Source organism: Azospirillum thermophilum, from assembly GCF_003130795.1.
In the GTDB taxonomy this organism is placed as follows: Bacteria; Pseudomonadota; Alphaproteobacteria; order Azospirillales; family Azospirillaceae; genus Azospirillum; species Azospirillum thermophilum.
The window spans coordinates 947,683-964,130 of the sequence record NZ_CP029353.1; the positions used below are offsets into that span (position 1 = coordinate 947,683).

The 16,448-nt window shown below is 69.3% G+C and carries 18 protein-coding genes; 13 read left to right on the plus strand and 5 right to left on the minus strand.

All coding sequences use genetic code 11. The features are described 5' to 3' along the window. Nucleotides 1-54: 54 nt before the first annotated feature. Entirely contained in the window at nucleotides 55-1,731 is a 1,677-nt protein-coding gene (ettA, locus tag DEW08_RS10590; RefSeq protein WP_109326945.1) for an energy-dependent translational throttle protein EttA, read from the plus strand. Between the two features lie 89 nt (nucleotides 1,732-1,820). On the opposite strand, the gene DEW08_RS10595 is transcribed toward ettA, so the two are convergent. Further along, entirely contained in the window at nucleotides 1,821-2,579 is a 759-nt protein-coding gene (locus DEW08_RS10595) for a hypothetical protein (protein WP_109326946.1), read from the minus strand. Nucleotides 2,580-2,823: 244 nt separating this feature from the next. Here DEW08_RS10595 and DEW08_RS10600 point away from each other — a divergent pair, with 244 nt between their 5' ends. Further along, nucleotides 2,824-3,060, plus strand: a complete 237-nt coding sequence (locus tag DEW08_RS10600; RefSeq protein WP_109326947.1) for a hypothetical protein — start codon at nucleotides 2,824-2,826, stop codon at nucleotides 3,058-3,060. Between the two features lie 16 nt (nucleotides 3,061-3,076). Here the strand turns inward: DEW08_RS10600 and DEW08_RS32245 are convergent, their stop codons facing one another. The 4 genes from DEW08_RS32245 to DEW08_RS10615 all read right to left on the minus strand — a co-directional run bounded on the left by DEW08_RS32245 (nucleotide 3,077) and on the right by DEW08_RS10615 (nucleotide 6,262). After that, a complete protein-coding gene (locus tag DEW08_RS32245) occupies nucleotides 3,077-3,352 on the minus strand; it encodes a PilZ domain-containing protein (RefSeq protein WP_245986627.1) in 276 nt (91 codons plus the stop codon). Beyond that, the gene (locus DEW08_RS10605; protein ID WP_245986564.1) at nucleotides 3,235-4,560 is read right to left on the minus strand and encodes a pentapeptide repeat-containing protein; all 1,326 of its coding nucleotides are present in this window, start codon (nucleotides 4,558-4,560) and stop codon (nucleotides 3,235-3,237) included. The genes DEW08_RS32245 and DEW08_RS10605 overlap by 118 nt, the downstream gene beginning before the upstream one ends. Nucleotides 4,561-4,738: 178 nt before the next feature. Next, nucleotides 4,739-5,353 (minus strand): MlaC/ttg2D family ABC transporter substrate-binding protein, encoded by a 615-nt coding sequence (locus DEW08_RS10610; protein WP_109326948.1) that lies wholly within the window; start codon nucleotides 5,351-5,353, stop codon nucleotides 4,739-4,741. Nucleotides 5,354-5,488: 135 nt separating this feature from the next. Continuing rightward, complete coding sequence (locus DEW08_RS10615; protein ID WP_109326949.1) at nucleotides 5,489-6,262, minus strand: MlaA family lipoprotein; 774 nt, start codon at nucleotides 6,260-6,262, stop codon at nucleotides 5,489-5,491. Nucleotides 6,263-6,715: 453 nt separating this feature from the next. On the opposite strand from DEW08_RS10615, the gene DEW08_RS10620 reads away from it, so the two are divergent. From DEW08_RS10620 to DEW08_RS10670, 11 genes are all read left to right on the plus strand, one after another. Continuing rightward, nucleotides 6,716-7,699 carry an ArsR/SmtB family transcription factor gene (locus DEW08_RS10620; protein WP_109326951.1) on the plus strand — a complete coding sequence of 328 codons (984 nt, stop codon included), beginning with the start codon at nucleotides 6,716-6,718 and terminating at the stop codon, nucleotides 7,697-7,699. Beyond that, entirely contained in the window at nucleotides 7,696-8,604 is a 909-nt protein-coding gene (gene metF, locus DEW08_RS10625) for a methylenetetrahydrofolate reductase (protein ID WP_109326952.1), read from the plus strand. The genes DEW08_RS10620 and metF overlap by 4 nt, the downstream gene beginning before the upstream one ends. A 67-nt stretch (nucleotides 8,605-8,671) precedes the next feature. Further along, nucleotides 8,672-9,145: a DUF29 domain-containing protein gene (locus tag DEW08_RS10630; RefSeq protein WP_109326954.1), complete on the plus strand. Its 474-nt coding sequence runs from the start codon at nucleotides 8,672-8,674 to the stop codon at nucleotides 9,143-9,145. 43 nt (nucleotides 9,146-9,188) lie between these two features. After that, complete coding sequence (metH, locus tag DEW08_RS10635; RefSeq protein ID WP_109326955.1) at nucleotides 9,189-12,680, plus strand: methionine synthase; 3,492 nt, start codon at nucleotides 9,189-9,191, stop codon at nucleotides 12,678-12,680. Between the two features lie 76 nt (nucleotides 12,681-12,756). Beyond that, a complete protein-coding gene (locus tag DEW08_RS10640; protein ID WP_109326956.1) occupies nucleotides 12,757-13,077 on the plus strand; it encodes a nucleotidyltransferase domain-containing protein in 321 nt (106 codons plus the stop codon). Between the two features lie 40 nt (nucleotides 13,078-13,117). Continuing rightward, nucleotides 13,118-13,507: a HEPN domain-containing protein gene (locus tag DEW08_RS10645; protein WP_211107199.1), complete on the plus strand. Its 390-nt coding sequence runs from the start codon at nucleotides 13,118-13,120 to the stop codon at nucleotides 13,505-13,507. A gap of 18 nt (nucleotides 13,508-13,525) precedes the next feature. Continuing rightward, nucleotides 13,526-13,846 carry a nucleotidyltransferase domain-containing protein gene (locus tag DEW08_RS10650; RefSeq protein WP_109326968.1) on the plus strand — a complete coding sequence of 107 codons (321 nt, stop codon included), beginning with the start codon at nucleotides 13,526-13,528 and terminating at the stop codon, nucleotides 13,844-13,846. Then, nucleotides 13,836-14,243, plus strand: coding sequence for a HEPN domain-containing protein (locus DEW08_RS10655; protein ID WP_168220339.1), 408 nt, complete (start codon nucleotides 13,836-13,838; stop codon nucleotides 14,241-14,243). The genes DEW08_RS10650 and DEW08_RS10655 overlap by 11 nt, the downstream gene beginning before the upstream one ends. Next, complete coding sequence (locus DEW08_RS10660) at nucleotides 14,240-14,719, plus strand: thioesterase family protein (RefSeq protein ID WP_109326974.1); 480 nt, start codon at nucleotides 14,240-14,242, stop codon at nucleotides 14,717-14,719. The genes DEW08_RS10655 and DEW08_RS10660 overlap by 4 nt, the downstream gene beginning before the upstream one ends. Before the next feature lie 89 nt (nucleotides 14,720-14,808). Next, complete coding sequence (locus tag DEW08_RS10665; protein WP_109326975.1) at nucleotides 14,809-15,303, plus strand: pentapeptide repeat-containing protein; 495 nt, start codon at nucleotides 14,809-14,811, stop codon at nucleotides 15,301-15,303. A gap of 100 nt (nucleotides 15,304-15,403) precedes the next feature. Next, nucleotides 15,404-16,426 (plus strand): GGDEF domain-containing protein, encoded by a 1,023-nt coding sequence (locus tag DEW08_RS10670; RefSeq protein WP_245986565.1) that lies wholly within the window; start codon nucleotides 15,404-15,406, stop codon nucleotides 16,424-16,426. Nucleotides 16,427-16,448 lie beyond the last annotated feature (22 nt).

Genomic DNA, 16,448 nt, shown 5'->3' on the forward strand with positions numbered 1-16,448 from the left:
GGCGCCGCGGGCGGCGTCCAATTTTCTTTCCCGTGCAGAAGGTCGGAGCGGCGCATGGCGTCCTACCAATACGTTTATGTCATGAAGGGCCTGACGAAGGTCTATCCTGGCGGCAAGAAGGTCCTGGACAACGTCTGGCTTTCCTTCCTGCCGGGGGCCAAGATCGGCGTGCTGGGCGTCAACGGCGCCGGCAAGTCGACCCTGATGAAGATCATGGCCGGGCTGGACAAGGACTTCTCGGGCGAGGCCTGGGCCGCCGACGGCGCCAAGGTCGGCTATCTGCCGCAGGAGCCGCAGCTCGACCCGGCCAAGACCGTCCAGGAGAACGTTCTGGAGGCGCTGGCCGACACCAAGGCGCTGATCGACCGCTTCAACGAAGTGTCGAACCTGATGGCCGATCCGGACGCCGACTTCGACGCGCTGCTGGCCGAGCAGGCCGAGCTGCAGGAGAAGATCGACCACGCCGACGCCTGGGACCTCGACCGCACGGTCGAGATCGCCATGGACGCGCTGCGCTGCCCGCCCGGCGACGCCGACGTCACCAAGCTGTCGGGCGGCGAGAAGCGCCGCGTGGCGCTGTGCAAGCTGCTGCTGGAGAAGCCGGACCTGCTGCTGCTCGACGAGCCGACCAACCATCTCGACGCCGAGTCGGTGGCCTGGCTGCAGAAGCACCTGGAGGACTACAAGGGCACCGTGGTGCTGGTCACCCACGACCGCTACTTCCTCGACAGCGTGACCGGCTGGATCCTCGAACTCGACCGCGGCTCGGGCATTCCGTGGGAAGGCAACTACTCCTCCTGGCTGGAGCAGAAGCAGAAGCGGCTGGAGCAGGAAGGCCGCCAGGAAGAGGCCCGGCAGAAGCAGCTCGCCACCGAGCTGGAATGGATCCGGCAGAGCCCGCGCGCCCGTCAGGCCAAGAGCAAGGCCCGCATCACCGCCTACGAGACGCTGCTGGCCGAGAGCGCCAAGGAGCAGACCGGCGAGACCAGGATCGTCATCCCGGTGCCGCCGCGGCTCGGCAACGTCGTCATCGAGGCGGAGCACATCGCCAAGGGCTTCGGCGACCGTCTGCTGATCGACGACCTGTCCTTCCGCCTGCCGCCGGGCGGCATCGTCGGCGTGATCGGCCCGAACGGCGCCGGCAAGACCACGCTGTTCCGCATGATCACCGGGCAGGAGGGGCCGGACGCCGGCAGCTTCCGCGTCGGCGACACCGTCAAGCTGGGCTATGTCGACCAGAGCCGTGACTCGCTCGACCCCAAGAAGACGGTGTGGGAGGAGATCTCCGACGGGCTCGACGTGATCGAGCTCGGCAAGAAGACGATGCCCAGCCGCGCCTACGTCTCCAGCTTCAACTTCCGCGGCCCCGACCAGCAGAAGAAGGTCGGCCAGCTCTCGGGCGGTGAGCGCAACCGCGTCCACCTCGCCAAGATGCTGAAGTCCGGCGCCAACGTCCTGCTGCTCGACGAGCCGACCAACGACCTGGACGTCGATACGCTGCGCGCGCTGGAAGACGCCCTGCAGAGCTTCGCCGGCTGCGCGGTGGTCATCAGCCACGACCGCTGGTTCCTCGACCGCATCGCCACCCACATCCTCGCCTTCGAGGGCGAGAGCCATGTCGAGTGGTTCGAGGGCAACTTCCAGGACTATGAGGCCGACAAGAAGCGCCGCCTGGGCGCCGATGCCGACCAGCCGCACCGCATCAAATACAAGCCGCTGGTCCGCGGCTGACCGGCCGCGGGATGTCCCGATAAGGCGAAAGCCCCTCTCCGGCGACGGAGGGGGGCTTTTCGTTTGGCCGGACTGGATCGTCCGGCCGCTCAGAGTTCGAAGAGAAGCTGGGCCGGGCCACCGGGCTTCTTGCGCTTCTTCGCCGGCTTCCTTCCGGGCGCCGCTTCCTCGCCGGCGGCGGGCTTCGCCGTTTCGGCCGCCGTCGGCTTCGTCTCCTCGGGCGGCTCAACCGGTTCCGGCGTCGGCTCCTCGACCGGTTCCGGCGCCGCCTCGGGGATGGGGGCGGCGGCCAGTTCGAGCAGAGAGGGTTCCGCGTCGTCGGGCTTGCCCGCTTCCGGCAGGGACTCCTGCGGCTTCGCCTCTTCCGGCAGGGCCTTTCCCTCCGGCGCCTGTGCTGCGGCGGGAGGCTCCCCGGCCGCGGCGGGCGGCTCGGCGGCGGCCTCGGCGGAAGCGGCGACCTCCTCCGTCTTCTTCCCCGCCTTCCTGCGCGGTGCGCGCGGGGTGAAGCCGACGCCCTGTTCGGCGCGCTCCAGCGCCTTGTCGCGGGCGACGGCTTCCGGCGCGTTGGGGTCGCCGTCCAGCCACTTGCCGCGCTTGATGACCTCGTTCACCCGGCCCTGGTTGACGCCGAGCTGGAAGGCGATCTCCTGCTGGGTCATGTCGGTGGTCTGGTGGAGGTGCAGGATCTCGGCCGCCAGCTCCGGAGTCATCTTGCGTCCGGTGACCCGGCGCGCCGGCCGGATGGAGCGGCTGGCCCGGTCGCGCTCCCGCAGCGATTCCAGGATCGCCAGGGCCTCCGTATTGCCGGCCGCCTTCAGCGCCTCCTCGAACTCCTTCAACGTCGCCATTCCTCTACCCCGCCAAGTCGGCCGTTCCCCCGGGGGCGCGGCCTGCTGTCCTGAACCGTTCCTATAGATAAGGCAAATTGACGGGAATTTGACCGTCCGTCTTGGGAGTATCCGACGATTCGTTCAGCCGCCCGCCCGGCGGATTGGGACGTCCGGCGCGGAGATTGGGACGGAGCGGCAAGTCCTGCTCCGCCTTCCCTGCTATCGTCGGAACATCGAGACGACCCGAGCGGGAGCCAGGACCATGAGCGACGAGACCAAACCCGAGGCGACGGCGGAGCACGCGCCGCAGCAGGCCGGCCCGCAGAGCGGCGAACTGTCGGACGAGGCGCTCGACGCGGTGGCCGGTGGCGCGACCTATACGATCAACATCGTCAACCAGTCGCCGGACACCAACCGCTTCCTGGTCTTCCAGAAGCCCGCCCCGGCGCCCGGCAACCATGCCCCGATCGCCTGGAGTCCCTTGACCCCCTGGCGGTGAGCCGCGACAGGCGGCCTTACCCCGCCATCTTCTGGTGGTCGAGGAAGGCGGTCTTCAGCAGGGCCTTCAGGTCGTCGCCATACTGGTGGAACCGGACGGAGAGCTGGCCGCGCTCGTCGTCGCGGTGCAGCACCACCAGATGGGCGGCGGCCTGCACCTCCTTCCGGTCGGTCATCACCACGCGGGCCGGGAACATGTCGCCGCGGCGGAAGGGCTGGTCGGGCGCCAGCAGGCACAGCCCGCCGACCGACCAGTTGCGGGTCGGGAAGACGCCATGCTCGGTATGGACCACCATGCCGGGCCGCACGAAGCGCTTCTGCCGCCGCCGCTCCTCCAGCGGGGGAGGGGGAAGGGAACCGCGGCCTCCGGCACCTTCAGGTCGGTGCCGGCGAGGATCGTCCGCTTGAAGGTGGCGCCGCGCACCACCGCCTCGCCCATGCGCGCCTCGCTCAGGTCGGCATCCGAGAAATCGGCGCCCTCGAAGTTCGTCGGCCAGGCCCGTCCGCCGGCCAGCACCGCCGGCCGGGCATCCAGCCCTCTCAGGACGGCGTGCGACAGGAAGGCGCGCCGCAGCGTGGCGCCGCGCAGTGTGGCGCCGCTGAGGTCGGCCTCGTCGAGGTCGATGTAGGACAGCTCCGCCATCTCCAGGCTGGCCTTGACCAGCCGCGCTCCCGGCAGGCGGCAGCGCCGCAGCCTCGCCGCGGCCAGAGTCCGCCCCTCCAGATCGGCGCCCGCCACCGAGACGAGATCCAGGTCCAGCCGCCTGCCGTCCGCCCCCTGGCTGTCCACCCACCGCTCGTGCGTCGCCACCAGCTCCAGGAACTCGGCGACCGGCATGGCGGTGTAGACCGGCGGTACGATGGCGTCGGGCGGCAGCGCGAAGGGGATGTAGGTCCGCTGCAGGGTCGCGTGGTCCATCACCGTGTTGCCGAAGGTGGCGCCGTCCAGCGTCGCCCCGCCGAAATCGGTGCCGACCAGCACGGCCGAGGTCAGCTCCGCCCCCGTCAGGTCGGCGTCGTTGAGGTCGGCCCCCGTCAGGTCGCAGCCGGCGAAGTTGGCGCCGGCCAGGATGGAACGCTCCATCTTCGCTTCGGTCAGCCGGGTCGTGCCGCCGCGGGTGGCCCTGCCTTCCGAGTCGGTCATCAGTTCGCCCGCCCGGAAATCCGCCCCGCGCAGGTTGGCGTCGGTCAGCTGCGCCCGGTGCAGGTTGGCGCCGCGCAGATCGGCGCCGGCCAGCATGGCGCCGGACAGGTTCACCCCCTCCATGTCGGCACCGAACAGGTCGGCCTGCGACAGGTCGGCCTTGACCATGCGGGTGCCCGACAGGTTGGCGCCGGCCAGCTTGGCGGCCACCAGGGAGACGCTGTCGAGGTTCAGGCGGGAGAGGTCGCGGAAGCTGAGATCGGCACGCCGCCCGCTGCTCGGCCGCTTGAGCCACTTCTGATGGGCGAGGATGATCGCGCGCAGTTCCTCGATCTCTTTCGGGTCGCGTTCGGCCATCGGTCGGGGGGTTCCGCAGCAGGCTCAACAAGGACGGGCGGTCGCCGGCAGAATACCGGTTCCGGCGCGCCGCGTCACGCGATGGTGGTAGGCCCTTCGTGCAATTCGCTGCAATGAAAAAGGGCCGCCCCGCGGGACGGCCCTGAGTCGGCGTGCCGGACCGTGAACCGGCGGCAGGTCAGCCGGCGGTGCCGGTCTTCTGCCGCATGGCGCGCAGCAGGCCTTCGATCTGCCCGCCGCTGGAACTGATGACCGAGGCGAACTCGGACCGCTGGGTGACGCTCATGCTGACGCCCTCGACGATCACGTCGATGATCTTGAAGCCGGCGTCGCGCTTGCGCACGCGCCAGTCGACATTCACCGGCGGGCCGTTCGGCCGCACGATCTGGGTGGTGACCACCGCGTCGGTGTCGCCCTCGGGGCGGCTGCCGGTGATCTTGAAGGTCTCGCCCGAATATTCGACGAAGCGATCGGCATAGGTGGCGACGATCATCTTCTCGAACAGCTTCTGGTACTCGTCCTGCTGCTGCGGCGTGGCCTGGTTCCAGAACCGGCCGAGCACGAAGCGCCCGATGTACGGGACGTCGAAGCCGCGATAGAGCAGGGTGCGGAACTTCTGCACCGACTGATCGCGCGGGACGCTCTTGTCCGAGAAGGTGGCGATCGCCTCGTTGCCGAGCGACTGGATGAAGGCACCCGCCCCGGCATCGGCCTGGGCGAGGACGGATCGGCCGGCCCAGCTGCTCACCGCGAGCAGGGCCGCGCACGCGACGAACAAACGACGTGTCAGCATGGCATTCGAAAAGTGGCTGCCCTGGGGGCTTTGTCAACACTCTTTGCGTGATAACAATCGCCTGGAGGGGCCTTGCGGTTCCCGGCAGGAGCGGCGGGGAGGATCCCCGCCGCCCGCCAGGATAGCGCCCTGCGATTACGGCTTGGTATATTCCGGATATTCGGTGGCCGAGCCGGTGGAGCGGTTCTCGACCTCCGCCTGGCGCTGCTGGTGGTGCAGGCTGCGCACGGTGGCGTAGAAGTCGAGCGAGTTGCGCTTCAGGTCGTCGACCTCCTTCAGCACGCGCGAGCGGCGGTCGACGGCACCGGTGACGGCGCGGGTGACCAGCACGTTCTTGTGGTCCTGGGCGTAGGCCCAGATGCGCACCGGATCGGCCACCGTGTCGACGCCGTAGCCGACCGCATCGCGCAGGTTCGACGGGCCGAGCAGCGGCAGCACCAAGTACGGCCCCTCGTCGACGCCCCAGACGGCCAGCGTCTGGCCGAAATCCTCGGGCTTGTTGGGGATGCCGGCCTGGCTCGCCACGTCGGCGATGCCGCCGGCGCCCAGGATGGTGTTGGTCATGAAGCGGCCGGTCGCGTCGCTCGCCCCCTGCAGGTCGCCCTGGAGGAGGTTGTTGGCGATGTAGAGCGGCCCCAGCAGGTTGTCGATGAAGTTGTGGATGGCGTCGCGCACGGGGTCCGGAACCACGACGACATAGACCTCTGCCGCCGGGCGCAGCGCCAGCGTGTCCACGGCCTCGTTCGCCGCGAAGACGAAGCGGTTCGGCACCTCGAGCGGGTCATAGACCTCCTGGCTCGCGGTTGCGCCCGAATCGGCCGGCTTGTTCGCGCAGGCGGCGGCGGACAGGGCCAGGGCGGCAACAGCGGCCGAACGGAGGAGGGAGCGGGTGAATTGTGCCAGCTTCATCGTGCGACGGCTCTTGTTGGGGGGCTCAAGCTCTGGGCGGGTCGCCGTCTTCCCCTCCGGTCGCGGCGGTGACCGCGCCCATCGGGGCAGTGGCGTCTGACTCGCGGGATTCGCCCGGAAGATCCGCACGAAACCCCACTCTTATCGTCCACTAGCACAGCAGTCGGGCTTTGACCAGCGTGCCCCGCGAGCATACGGCGGGGTTTCCCGCTTCTGTGGTACTCTTGCCGCGCCGCAAACCGCGCGGTCGAACGGACGGCGCGCCAGGACCCGCGCCCAGGAGGTCCCGGAGAGGTCCCGGGGAGGTCCTCGCCGCGGCCCGGCGCGGGCGGCGGGCCGCGGCGGCGGATTTCGGTTTACCTTGCATAAAGATATCTTTATATCTGTATCTGAAGGCGGTTCTATGGCGGCGATGCCGGGCGAACCCGATTTTGGAGCAAGTTGTTGGGCGGCATGGAAGAATTGCTGGCGACATTGAAGGCGGCGGCGGAGACCACGAGGCTCCGGCTGCTCGCTTTGTGCGCCAACGGCGAACTGACGGTGACGGAGCTGACCCAGATCCTGGGGCAGAGCCAGCCCCGCGTCTCGCGTCACCTGAAGCTGCTGTGCGACGCCGGGCTGCTCGACCGTTTCCGCGAGGGCACCTTCGCCTTCTACCGGCTGGCGGAGCGCGGCTCCTCGGCCGACCTCGCCCGCGTGCTGGTGGATGCCATTCCGGCCGACGATCCGACCCTGATCCTCGATCTCGAACGGCTCGAGTCGATCAAGCGGGCGCGCTCCGAGGCGGCGGCGAGCTACTTCCGCGACAATGCCGAGCGCTGGCACGAGATCCGCTCCCTCCATGTGCCGGAGCGCGAGGTGGAGGAGGCGCTTCTCCGCCTGCTGCCCGAGGCCGGGGTGGAGGAGCTGCTGGACATCGGCACCGGCACCGGCCGGATGCTGGAGGTGCTGGGGCCGCGCGCCCAGCGCGCGGTCGGCATCGACCAGTCGCGCGAGATGCTGGCCATCGCCCGCACCAAGCTGGAGGAGGCCGGCCTGCGCAACTGCCATGTCCGGCAGGCCGACATGTACCAGCTTCCCTTCCCCTCGGGGTCCTTCGACGCCGCCGTGGTGCATCAGGTCCTGCATTTCGCCGAGACCCCGGCGGAACTGCTGGCCGAGGCGGCGCGCGTGCTGCGTCCGGGCGGCTGCCTCCTGGTGGTGGACTTCGCGCCCCACGCGCTCGAGTCCCTGCGCGGGGAGCACGCCCACCGCCGGCTCGGCTTTTCCGACGAGGAGGTGGCCGGCTGGTGCCGGCAGGCCGGCCTCGCCTGCGACACGGTCGTCCATCTGCCGGGCGACCCGCTCACCGTTTCCATCTGGCCGGCGATCCGCACCGCCGCGGGCGTGCCGGCCGTCAAATCCCCCGTCCTCTCCATCAGCGGAGCCCCTTCATGACGTCCGCCGCCTCTTCCGCCGCCCCGGCGGTCAGCTTCGAGTTCTTCCCGCCGAAGACCGAGAAGATGGAGCAGAGCCTGTGGCAGGCGATCGAGCGGCTCGCCCCGCTGCGGCCGGCCTTCGTCTCGGTGACCTACGGTGCCGGCGGCTCGACCCGCGAGCGGACCCACGCGACCGTCTGCCGCATCCAGAAGGAGACGGGCATCCCCGCCGCCGCCCACTTCACCTGCGTCGGCGCAACGCGCGAGGAGATCGACTCGATCGCCCGCACCTATTGGGAGGCCGGCATCCGCCATCTCGTCGCCCTGCGCGGCGACCCGCCCGAATCGGCGGGCGGCATCGGCGGCCGCTACGAGCCCCATCCCGGCGGCTATGCCTACGCCGCCGATCTCGTCGCCGGCATGCGGGAGGTCGCGGATTTCGAGATCTCGGTGGCCGCCTACCCGGAAACCCATCCGGAGGCGCCGAGCGCCCAGTTCGACCTCGACAACCTGAAGCGCAAGGTGGACGCCGGCGCGACCCGCGCCATCACCCAGTTCTTCTTCGACAACGACGCCTATTTCCGTTTCCTCGACCGCTGTGCCGCGGCCGGCATCCATGTCCCGATCGTCCCCGGCATCCTGCCGATCACCAACTTCGCCCGCGCGGTGGAGTTCGCCGGCAAGTGCAACGCCTCGGTCCCGCAGAAGCTGGCCGACACCTTCGATGGGCTCGATTCCGACCCGGAGACCCGCCATCTCGTCGCCGCGACCGTCGCGGCGGAGCAGTGCCAGGCGCTCCAGGCCCAGGGGGTGAACGACTTCCACTTCTACACCCTGAACCGGGCCGACCTGACGGTCGCCATCTGCCGCATGCTCGGCGTGAAGGCGAAGGCCGCCGCCCCCTCGCCGGCTCCGGCGGCCTGAGGCGACGGCAGGGCTCGGCCTGTGCTAGTTTGACGCAGCGGCACGGACGGTGCGGAGGGCGGACGCGATGGACGGTCGGATCGGCTACGACGACGACTTCTATGCCTGGACGCAGGAGCAGGCGCGGCTTCTGCGCGAGGCGGCGTCCGAGCGGTCCAACTCGCCCATCGACCATGAGAACCTGGCCGAGGAGATCGAGGGCATGGGGCGGTCCGACGCACGGGCGCTCAACAGCGCGCTGATGCGCGTGATCGAACACCTCCTGAAGCTCGACCACTCTCCGGCCGCCGCGCCGCGCGCCGGCTGGCGAAGCTCGGTCATCAACCACCGGATCGAGGCGCTGGAGCAACTGGAGACCAGCCCCAGCCTGCGCAACCGCATCGAACTCGAGCGCGCCTACCGCAACGCCCTGCGCCTTGCCGCGGACGGGCTGGCCCGGGACGGCATCGCGCCGCACGCCCTGCCGGCCGAATGCCCCTACACGCTCGGCCAGCTCCTCGACCACGACTGGTGGCCCGCCGGCCGCCAGGACCAGCCCTGACCTCCCGTCTCCCGACGCCAAGCCAACGGACAAGACCCGACCCATGCCCCACATTCTCGACACCCTGCGCGACCGTGTTCTGCTCTGCGACGGCGGGTTCGGCAGCCGGATCCAGGCGCTCGACCTCGATGTCGAGAAGGACTACTGGGGGCATGAGAACTGCACCGACATCCTTCCGCTGTCCCGCCCGGACATCGTCCGCGAGATCCATCGCGGCTATTACGAGGCCGGTGCGGACATGGTGGAGACCGACACCTTCGGCGCCTCGCCGGTGACGCTGGGCGAGTTCGGCATCTCCGAGAAGGCGTTCGAGATCAACCAGCGCGCGGTCGAGCTGGCGCGCGAGGCGGCGGAGACCTTCACGGACGGGCAGCCGCGCTTCGTCATCGGCTCCATCGGGCCGGGCACCAAGCTGCCCAGCCTCGGCCATATCGCCTACCAGGACCTGGAGGACAGCTTCGCCGTCCAGGCGGCCGGGCAGATCGCCGGCGGCGCCGACGCCATCCTGGTGGAGACCTGCCAGGATCCGCTGCAGATCAAGGCCGCCGTCAACGGCATCAAGCGTGCCCGCAAGGAGGCCGGGGTCGACACCCCCGTCTTCGTCCAGGTGACGGTGGAGACGACCGGCACGCTGCTGGTCGGCACCGACATCGCCGCGGCGGCCACGGTCATCCAGGCGCTCGACGTGCCGCTGATGGGGCTGAACTGCGCCACCGGGCCGCTGGAGATGAGCGAGCACGTCAAGTGGCTGACGCAGAACTGGCCGGGCCTCGTCTCCGTCCAGCCCAACGCCGGCCTGCCGGAGTTGGTGGACGGCAAGACCCATTACCCGCTGCGCGCCGAGGATTTCGCCACCTGGCTGGAGCGTTTCGTGGTCGAGGACGGGGTGAACCTCGTCGGCGGCTGCTGCGGCACCAACGTCCCGCACATCGCCGCCGCCAACCAGATGCTGCGCCGGCTGGCGCCCGCCGGCTCGCACCGCCCGGCGCCGAAGAACCGCACCGTGCACTGGGTGCCGGCGGTGGCGTCGCTCTACTCGCAGGTCACGCTGCGGCAGGAGAACGCCTTCTTCGCCATCGGCGAGCGCTGCAACGCCAACGGTTCCAAGAAGTGGCGCGAGCTGCAGGAGAGGAACGACTGGGACGGCTGCGTCGAGATGGCGCGCGAGCAGGTGAAGGAAGGCAGCCACTCGCTGGACGTCTGCACCGCCTTCGTCGGCCGCGACGAGGTGGCGGAGATGCAGGCGGTGGTCTCGCGCTTCGCCGGGTCGGTGACCGCTCCCCTCGTCATCGACTCGACCGAGTATATCGTGCTCGAGAAGGCGCTGGCGCTCTACGGCGGCAAGGCCATCCTCAACTCCATCAACTTCGAGGATGGCGAGGAGCCGGCGCGCAAGCGGCTGGAACTCGCCAAGAAGTTCGGCGCCGCGGTCATCGCCCTGACCATCGACGAGGAGGGCATGGCCAAGACGCCGGAGCGCAAGCTGGAGATCGCCCGGCGCCTCTATGATCTGGCGGTGAACGAGTACGGGCTCGCCCCGTCCGACCTGCTGTTCGATCCGCTGACCTTCACCATCGCCACCGGCAACGAGGACGACCGCAAGCTCGCCATCTGGACGCTGGAGGGCATCGAGGCCATCGCGCGGGAGATGCCCGGCTGCCAGATCATCCTCGGCCTGTCCAACGTCTCCTTCGGCCTGAACGCCGCGGCGCGCCATGTGCTGAACTCGGTCTTTCTCGACCATGCGGTGAAGCGCGGGATGACCGGCGCCATCGTCCATGTCTCGAAGATCCTGCCGCTGCACCAGATCCCCGAGCAGGAGGTCAAGGTCGCCGAGGATCTGATCTTCGACCGCCGCGCCGAGGGATACGACCCGCTGCAGGCCTTCATCGCGCTGTTCGAGGGGCGCAAGGCGGCCGACGCCAAGAAGAAGGCGCGCGCCGAGACGGTCGAGGAGCGGCTGAAGGAGCGCATCGTCGACGGCGACCGCACCGGGCTGGAGGACGATCTGGCGGAGGCGCTGAAGGGCCATTCGCCGATCGACATCATCAACACCCTGCTGCTCGACGGCATGAAGGTGGTCGGCGACCTGTTCGGCGCCGGCAAGATGCAGCTTCCCTTCGTCCTGCAGTCGGCGGAGACGATGAAGGCCGCCGTCGCCTACCTCGAACCCTTCATGGAGAAGGTCGAGGGCCAGCAGAAGGGCACGCTGGTGCTGGCGACCGTGAAGGGCGACGTCCACGACATCGGCAAGAACCTCGTCGACATCATCCTGACCAACAACGGCTACAAGGTCGTCAACCTCGGCATCAAGCAGCCGGTGACCACCATCATCCAGGCCGCCAAGGAGCATAAGGCCGACGCCGTCGGCATGTCCGGCCTGCTGGTGAAGTCCACCGTGGTGATGCGCGAGAACCTGGAGGAGATGACCCGCGAGGGGCTGGAGGTGCCCGTCCTGCTCGGCGGCGCCGCGCTCACCCGCGCCTATGTCGAGACCGACTGCGTGGCAGCCTACGGGTCGGGCCGCGTCGCCTATGCCGGCGACGCCTTCGACGGGCTGACGCTGATGGACCAGGTGGTGTCCGGCAGCTTCGACCAGCAGCTCGCCATCCAGCAGGCCAAGCGGGCGGGCAAGGCGGTCAACAAGCGCCGCGTGCTCGGCAAGGCCACCAGCGCCGCCGAGGGGCCGGTCGACCGCGAGGCCGCGCGCGCGCGCCGCGCCCGGCTGGCCGACGGCGTGCCGGTGCCGACCCCGCCCTTCTGGGGGCCGAAGCTGATCGAGCATGTGCCGCTGAAGACGCTGGTCACCTACCTCAACGAGCGGATGCTCTACCAGCTCCAGTGGGGCTACCGGAAGGACGGCAAGTCCTTCGAGGAGTTCAAGGAGTGGGCGAAGAAGGAGCTGCGCCCGGTGCTCGACCGCATCCTGCGCATCGCGGCGGAGCAGGAGATCCTGCGCCCGCAGGCGGTCTACGGCTATTGGAAGGCGGCGGCCGACGGCAACGACGTCATCCTGTTCGCCGAGGACGGCACCAGCGAGGTCGCCCGCTTCACGCTGCCGCGCCAGGCGAAGGAGGACGGCGAGTGCATCGCCGACTTCCTGCGCGACGTGAACGAGCCGGAGCGCGACGTGCTCGGTCTGCAGATCGTCACCATGGGGCAGCACTGCGCCGAGGTCGCCCGCCAGTGGTTCGCCGAGAACCGCTACCAGGACTATCTCTACCTGCACGGCCTGTCGGTGGAGATGACCGAGGCGATGGCGGAGTATGTCCATGCCCGCATCCGCGCCGAGCTGGGCTTCGCCGCCGAGGACAGCCGCGACAAGGAGAAGCTGCTGCAGCAGGGCTATCGCGGCAGCCGCTACAGCTTCGGCTATCCCGCCTGCCCGAAGCTGGAGGACCAGGAGCAGCTCCTGCGCCTGCTCGACGCCGGCCGCATCGGCGTCGAGATGTCGGACGAGCACCAGCTCCACCCCGAGCAGAGCACCTCGGCCATCGTCCTGCACCATCCGCGGGCCAAGTACTTCTCGGTCTGATCCGGTCGTTCTTGTCTGTTCGATCTTGGAGGAACGCCCTCCGCCGCCCATGCTATAGTGGCGGCGGAGGGCGGCCATGGCGGTGGTGGACGACAAGCTGAGGATCCTGCTGGACCGGATCGTTCCGGCCCTTCAGCCGGAGGCCGTCTACCTGTTCGGCAGCCGGGCGCGCGGCGACTTCGACGAGGACAGCGACTACGACCTGCTGGTGGTCGTCCCGGACGACGCGCCGAGGGAGCACCGCTCTGCCGTCTTCGCCCATGCCGCCAAGGCGGGTACCGGCATCCCCGCCGACATCGTGCCCTGCCGGCGGTCCTTCTTCGAGGCGAACAAGGATCAGGTCGGGACGCTGAGCTACAAGGCGGTCCGCGAGGGAATCCGGGTCTATGGTGCATAAGACCGGGGTGCATAAGGCCGGGGCGGACCGCTGGCTTGCCGTGGCGCAGACCGACCTTCTGGCGGCGCGGGCCTGCCTGGGGGCGCCGGGCCCGCTTGTCACGGTGGCCTCCTATCACTGTCAGCAGGCGGCCGAGAAGCTGGTGAAGGCGGTGCTGGTCCGGCTGGACATCGATCCGCCGAAAAGCCACGACATCGACGCGCTGCTCCTCAGGCTGCCGCGCGATCTTCCGCTGCGCCGGGTGCTTGAGCCGCTGGGCCGCTTCACCGCCTTCGCGACGCTCTACCGCTATCCCGGCGAGGCGGAGGACTCTTCCGATGAGCCGACGCCCGGGGAGGTCGCATCCTGGATCGTCGAAATCGACGCCGTGCTTGCCGAGGTGCGGCACGTCCTCGGCGCCCCACCCGAACCGGGCGGATCCGTATTATAACGACGGCGGAGGGCGGCCATGGCGGTGGTGGACGACAAGCTGAGGATCCTGCTGGACCGGATCGTGCCGGCCCTTCAGCCGGAGGCCGTCTACCTGTTCGGCAGCCGGGCGCGCGGCGACTTCGACGAGGACAGCGATTACGACCTGTTGGTGATCCTTCCCGACGATCGGGCCGAGACGAGGCCTGCTGTCCGCCGCGCCTACGAGGCCAAGGCGGGTACCGGAATTCCGGCGGATTTTCTCGCCTGCACCCGAGGCGGGTTCGAGCGCTCGAAGGATCTCAAGGGCACACTGAGCTATGAGGCCAGCCACTTCGGAGTCCTCGTCTATGGCCGGTGAGGCTCTTCTGGCCTGGATCAGGGTCGCTGACCTCGACATCAAGGCGATCCGCAACAACCTCTTCGGCCCCGATCCCACTGCCGATATTGCAGCCTACCATTGCCAGCAGGCGGCGGAGAAACTGGTGAAGGCGCTGTTGCTGGCAGCGGACATCCATCCGCCCAAGACCCATGACATTGAAGCGCTGGTCGACCGGCTCCCCAACGGGCATCCCTTGCTGCCCCTGATTGCGCCACTGGGGCGATTTACCGAGTTCGTCACGTCCGCCCGCTATCCCGGTCCGGATCCCTTCGCGGACGTTTCCTCCGGTTTGTCCATTGCCGACGTCGCCTCCTGGCTTGCCGAGATCCAGGGGGTGCGGGCCGAAATCGTCCGGTTCCTGGAGGTGTCGCCATGACCGCCGCCCCGCTCGACCTCCACCGGGCGACCGTCCGGCCGGAGTGGATCGACTACAACGGCCACATGAACGTCGCCTACTATCTGCTGGCCTTCGACCAGGCGACGGACGCCGTGCTCGACCGCTTCGCGATCGGCCGCCACTATGCCGAGACGCAGCAGCGCTCGATGTTCGTGGTCGATGCGCACCTGACCTATGCCCGCGAGGTGACGGAGGGCGATCCGCTGCGCTTCGCCTCCTGGCTGCTGGGTGCGGACGGCAAGCGGCTGCACCTGTTCCACGAGATGCGCCACGCGGAGGACGGGTTCCTGGCGGCGACGGCGGAGTTCATGCTGGTACATGTCGATCTGTCGCAGCGCAGGGCCGTCCCCTTCGCGGAACCGGTCGCCGCGGCGCTGTCCGCGGCGGTGCGGGCGCATGCCGCGCTGCCGCGTCCGCCGCAGGCGGGGCGGGCGGTGCGGTCCATCGGCGGCTGAGCGCCCGGCCTCCCGCCGCCTGCGGCTAATCGTCGGATGAAGCGACGGGCGGGTTTTCTCATGACACGCGTGCCCCCACATAAAGGGGCATGATCAGATCCGCCTTCGCCGCCGCCCTGCTCCTCGCGCTCTTTCCCCTCTCCGCCGCCGCCGACTGCGCGGATCCGGCGGCTCCCGCCGTCAATTGGCGCCGCTGTTACTTCGACGGGCAGGATCTGCAATCGGCCACCCTGACCGGCGCCATGCTGCGCGACGCGGTGTTCCAGCGCGCCACGCTCGACGGGTCCGACCTCGGCGAGGCCGACGGCTACCGGGCGAAGTTCGTCAGCGCCCGGGCGGTCGGCACCCGCTTCGACCGGGCCCGGTTGATCGAGGCCGACTTCACCCGTGCCGACCTGACCGGCGCCTCCTTCCGCGAGTCCGACCTGCGCAATGCCAAGCTGGTGGGGGCGACCCTGCGCAAGGCCGACTTCACGGGGGCGAAGCTGGCCGGCACCGACCTGCGCCACGCCGACCTCTCCGGGGCTGTCTGGCTCGATGGCCAGCGCATCTGCGCGGACGCGTCCATCGGGCAGTGCAACTAGCGGGCTTTGTTGCAGGGCGAAAGAGCAACGGTCTGTCTTGCGGACAGCCGCCGCTCCGGGATATCCTTCGGGACCGAATGAATTCCGATGGGCGAGTCCGGTGAGCGACGGGGATTTCGAACGGGCGAGCGGGCTTGCGGCACGGGCGATGGAGCGCATGCTGGCCGACCGGCTGCCGCCGACGCCGCAGAACTTCACGCTGTGGTACGTCTATTACAGCGGCCAGCTCCCCGACCTGATCCGCGCCATCGACCTCGCCGGCCGGGACGGCAAGACGCCGCCGCAATCGCTGCTCGACGAGTTCTACAAGCGCTTCTTCACCTTCGACGCGGAGGTGCAGGCGATCCGCGAGACGTCGGAGAAGGCGCGCCACGCGTTGAGCCGCGTGCTGGAGCAGATCGGCTCGGTGGAGACGGAGACCGACCGTTACGGCCACACCCTGACCGGCTTCCGCGGCGAGCTGGACCAGCCGCTGACCGTTGGGGAGCTGCGCGCCATGGTCGCCGCCATCGCGGCGGAGACCGCGGCGATCGTCGAGCGGCAGGCCCGGCTGCAGGCGCATCTCCAGGAATCGTCCCAGCAGCTCGCCGAAATCCGTGTCAGCCTCGACACCGCCCGGCGGGAGGCGCTGACCGACGGGCTGACCGGCATCGCCAACCGCAAGGCCTTCGATCAGGCGCTGGAGGACGCGATCGCGGAGGCCGGGCGCGAGTCCCTGCCGCTGTCGCTGCTGATGATCGACATCGACCATTTCAAGAGCTTCAACGACACCCACGGGCACCTGATCGGCGACCATGTCCTGAAGCTGGTCGGGCGCATGCTGATGGAGTGCATCAAGGGGCGCGACACCGCCGCCCGCTTCGGCGGCGAGGAGTTCGCCATCGTCCTGCCGCGCACCCCTCTCGCCAGCGCCATGACGGTGGCCGAGCAGGTGCGGAGTTGCGTCGGCGCCCGCCAGATCGTCAACAAGGCGCGCAACGCCAACTACGGCACCATCTCCCTGTCGGTCGGCGTCGCCGAATACCGGCCGGGCGAGGATGCCGGCAGCCTGATCCGCCGCGCCGACCAGGCGCTCTACGTCGCCAAGCGCTCCGGCCGCAACCGCGTCTGCGCCGACGCCTGACGCGCCGGCACCGACCTTCCCA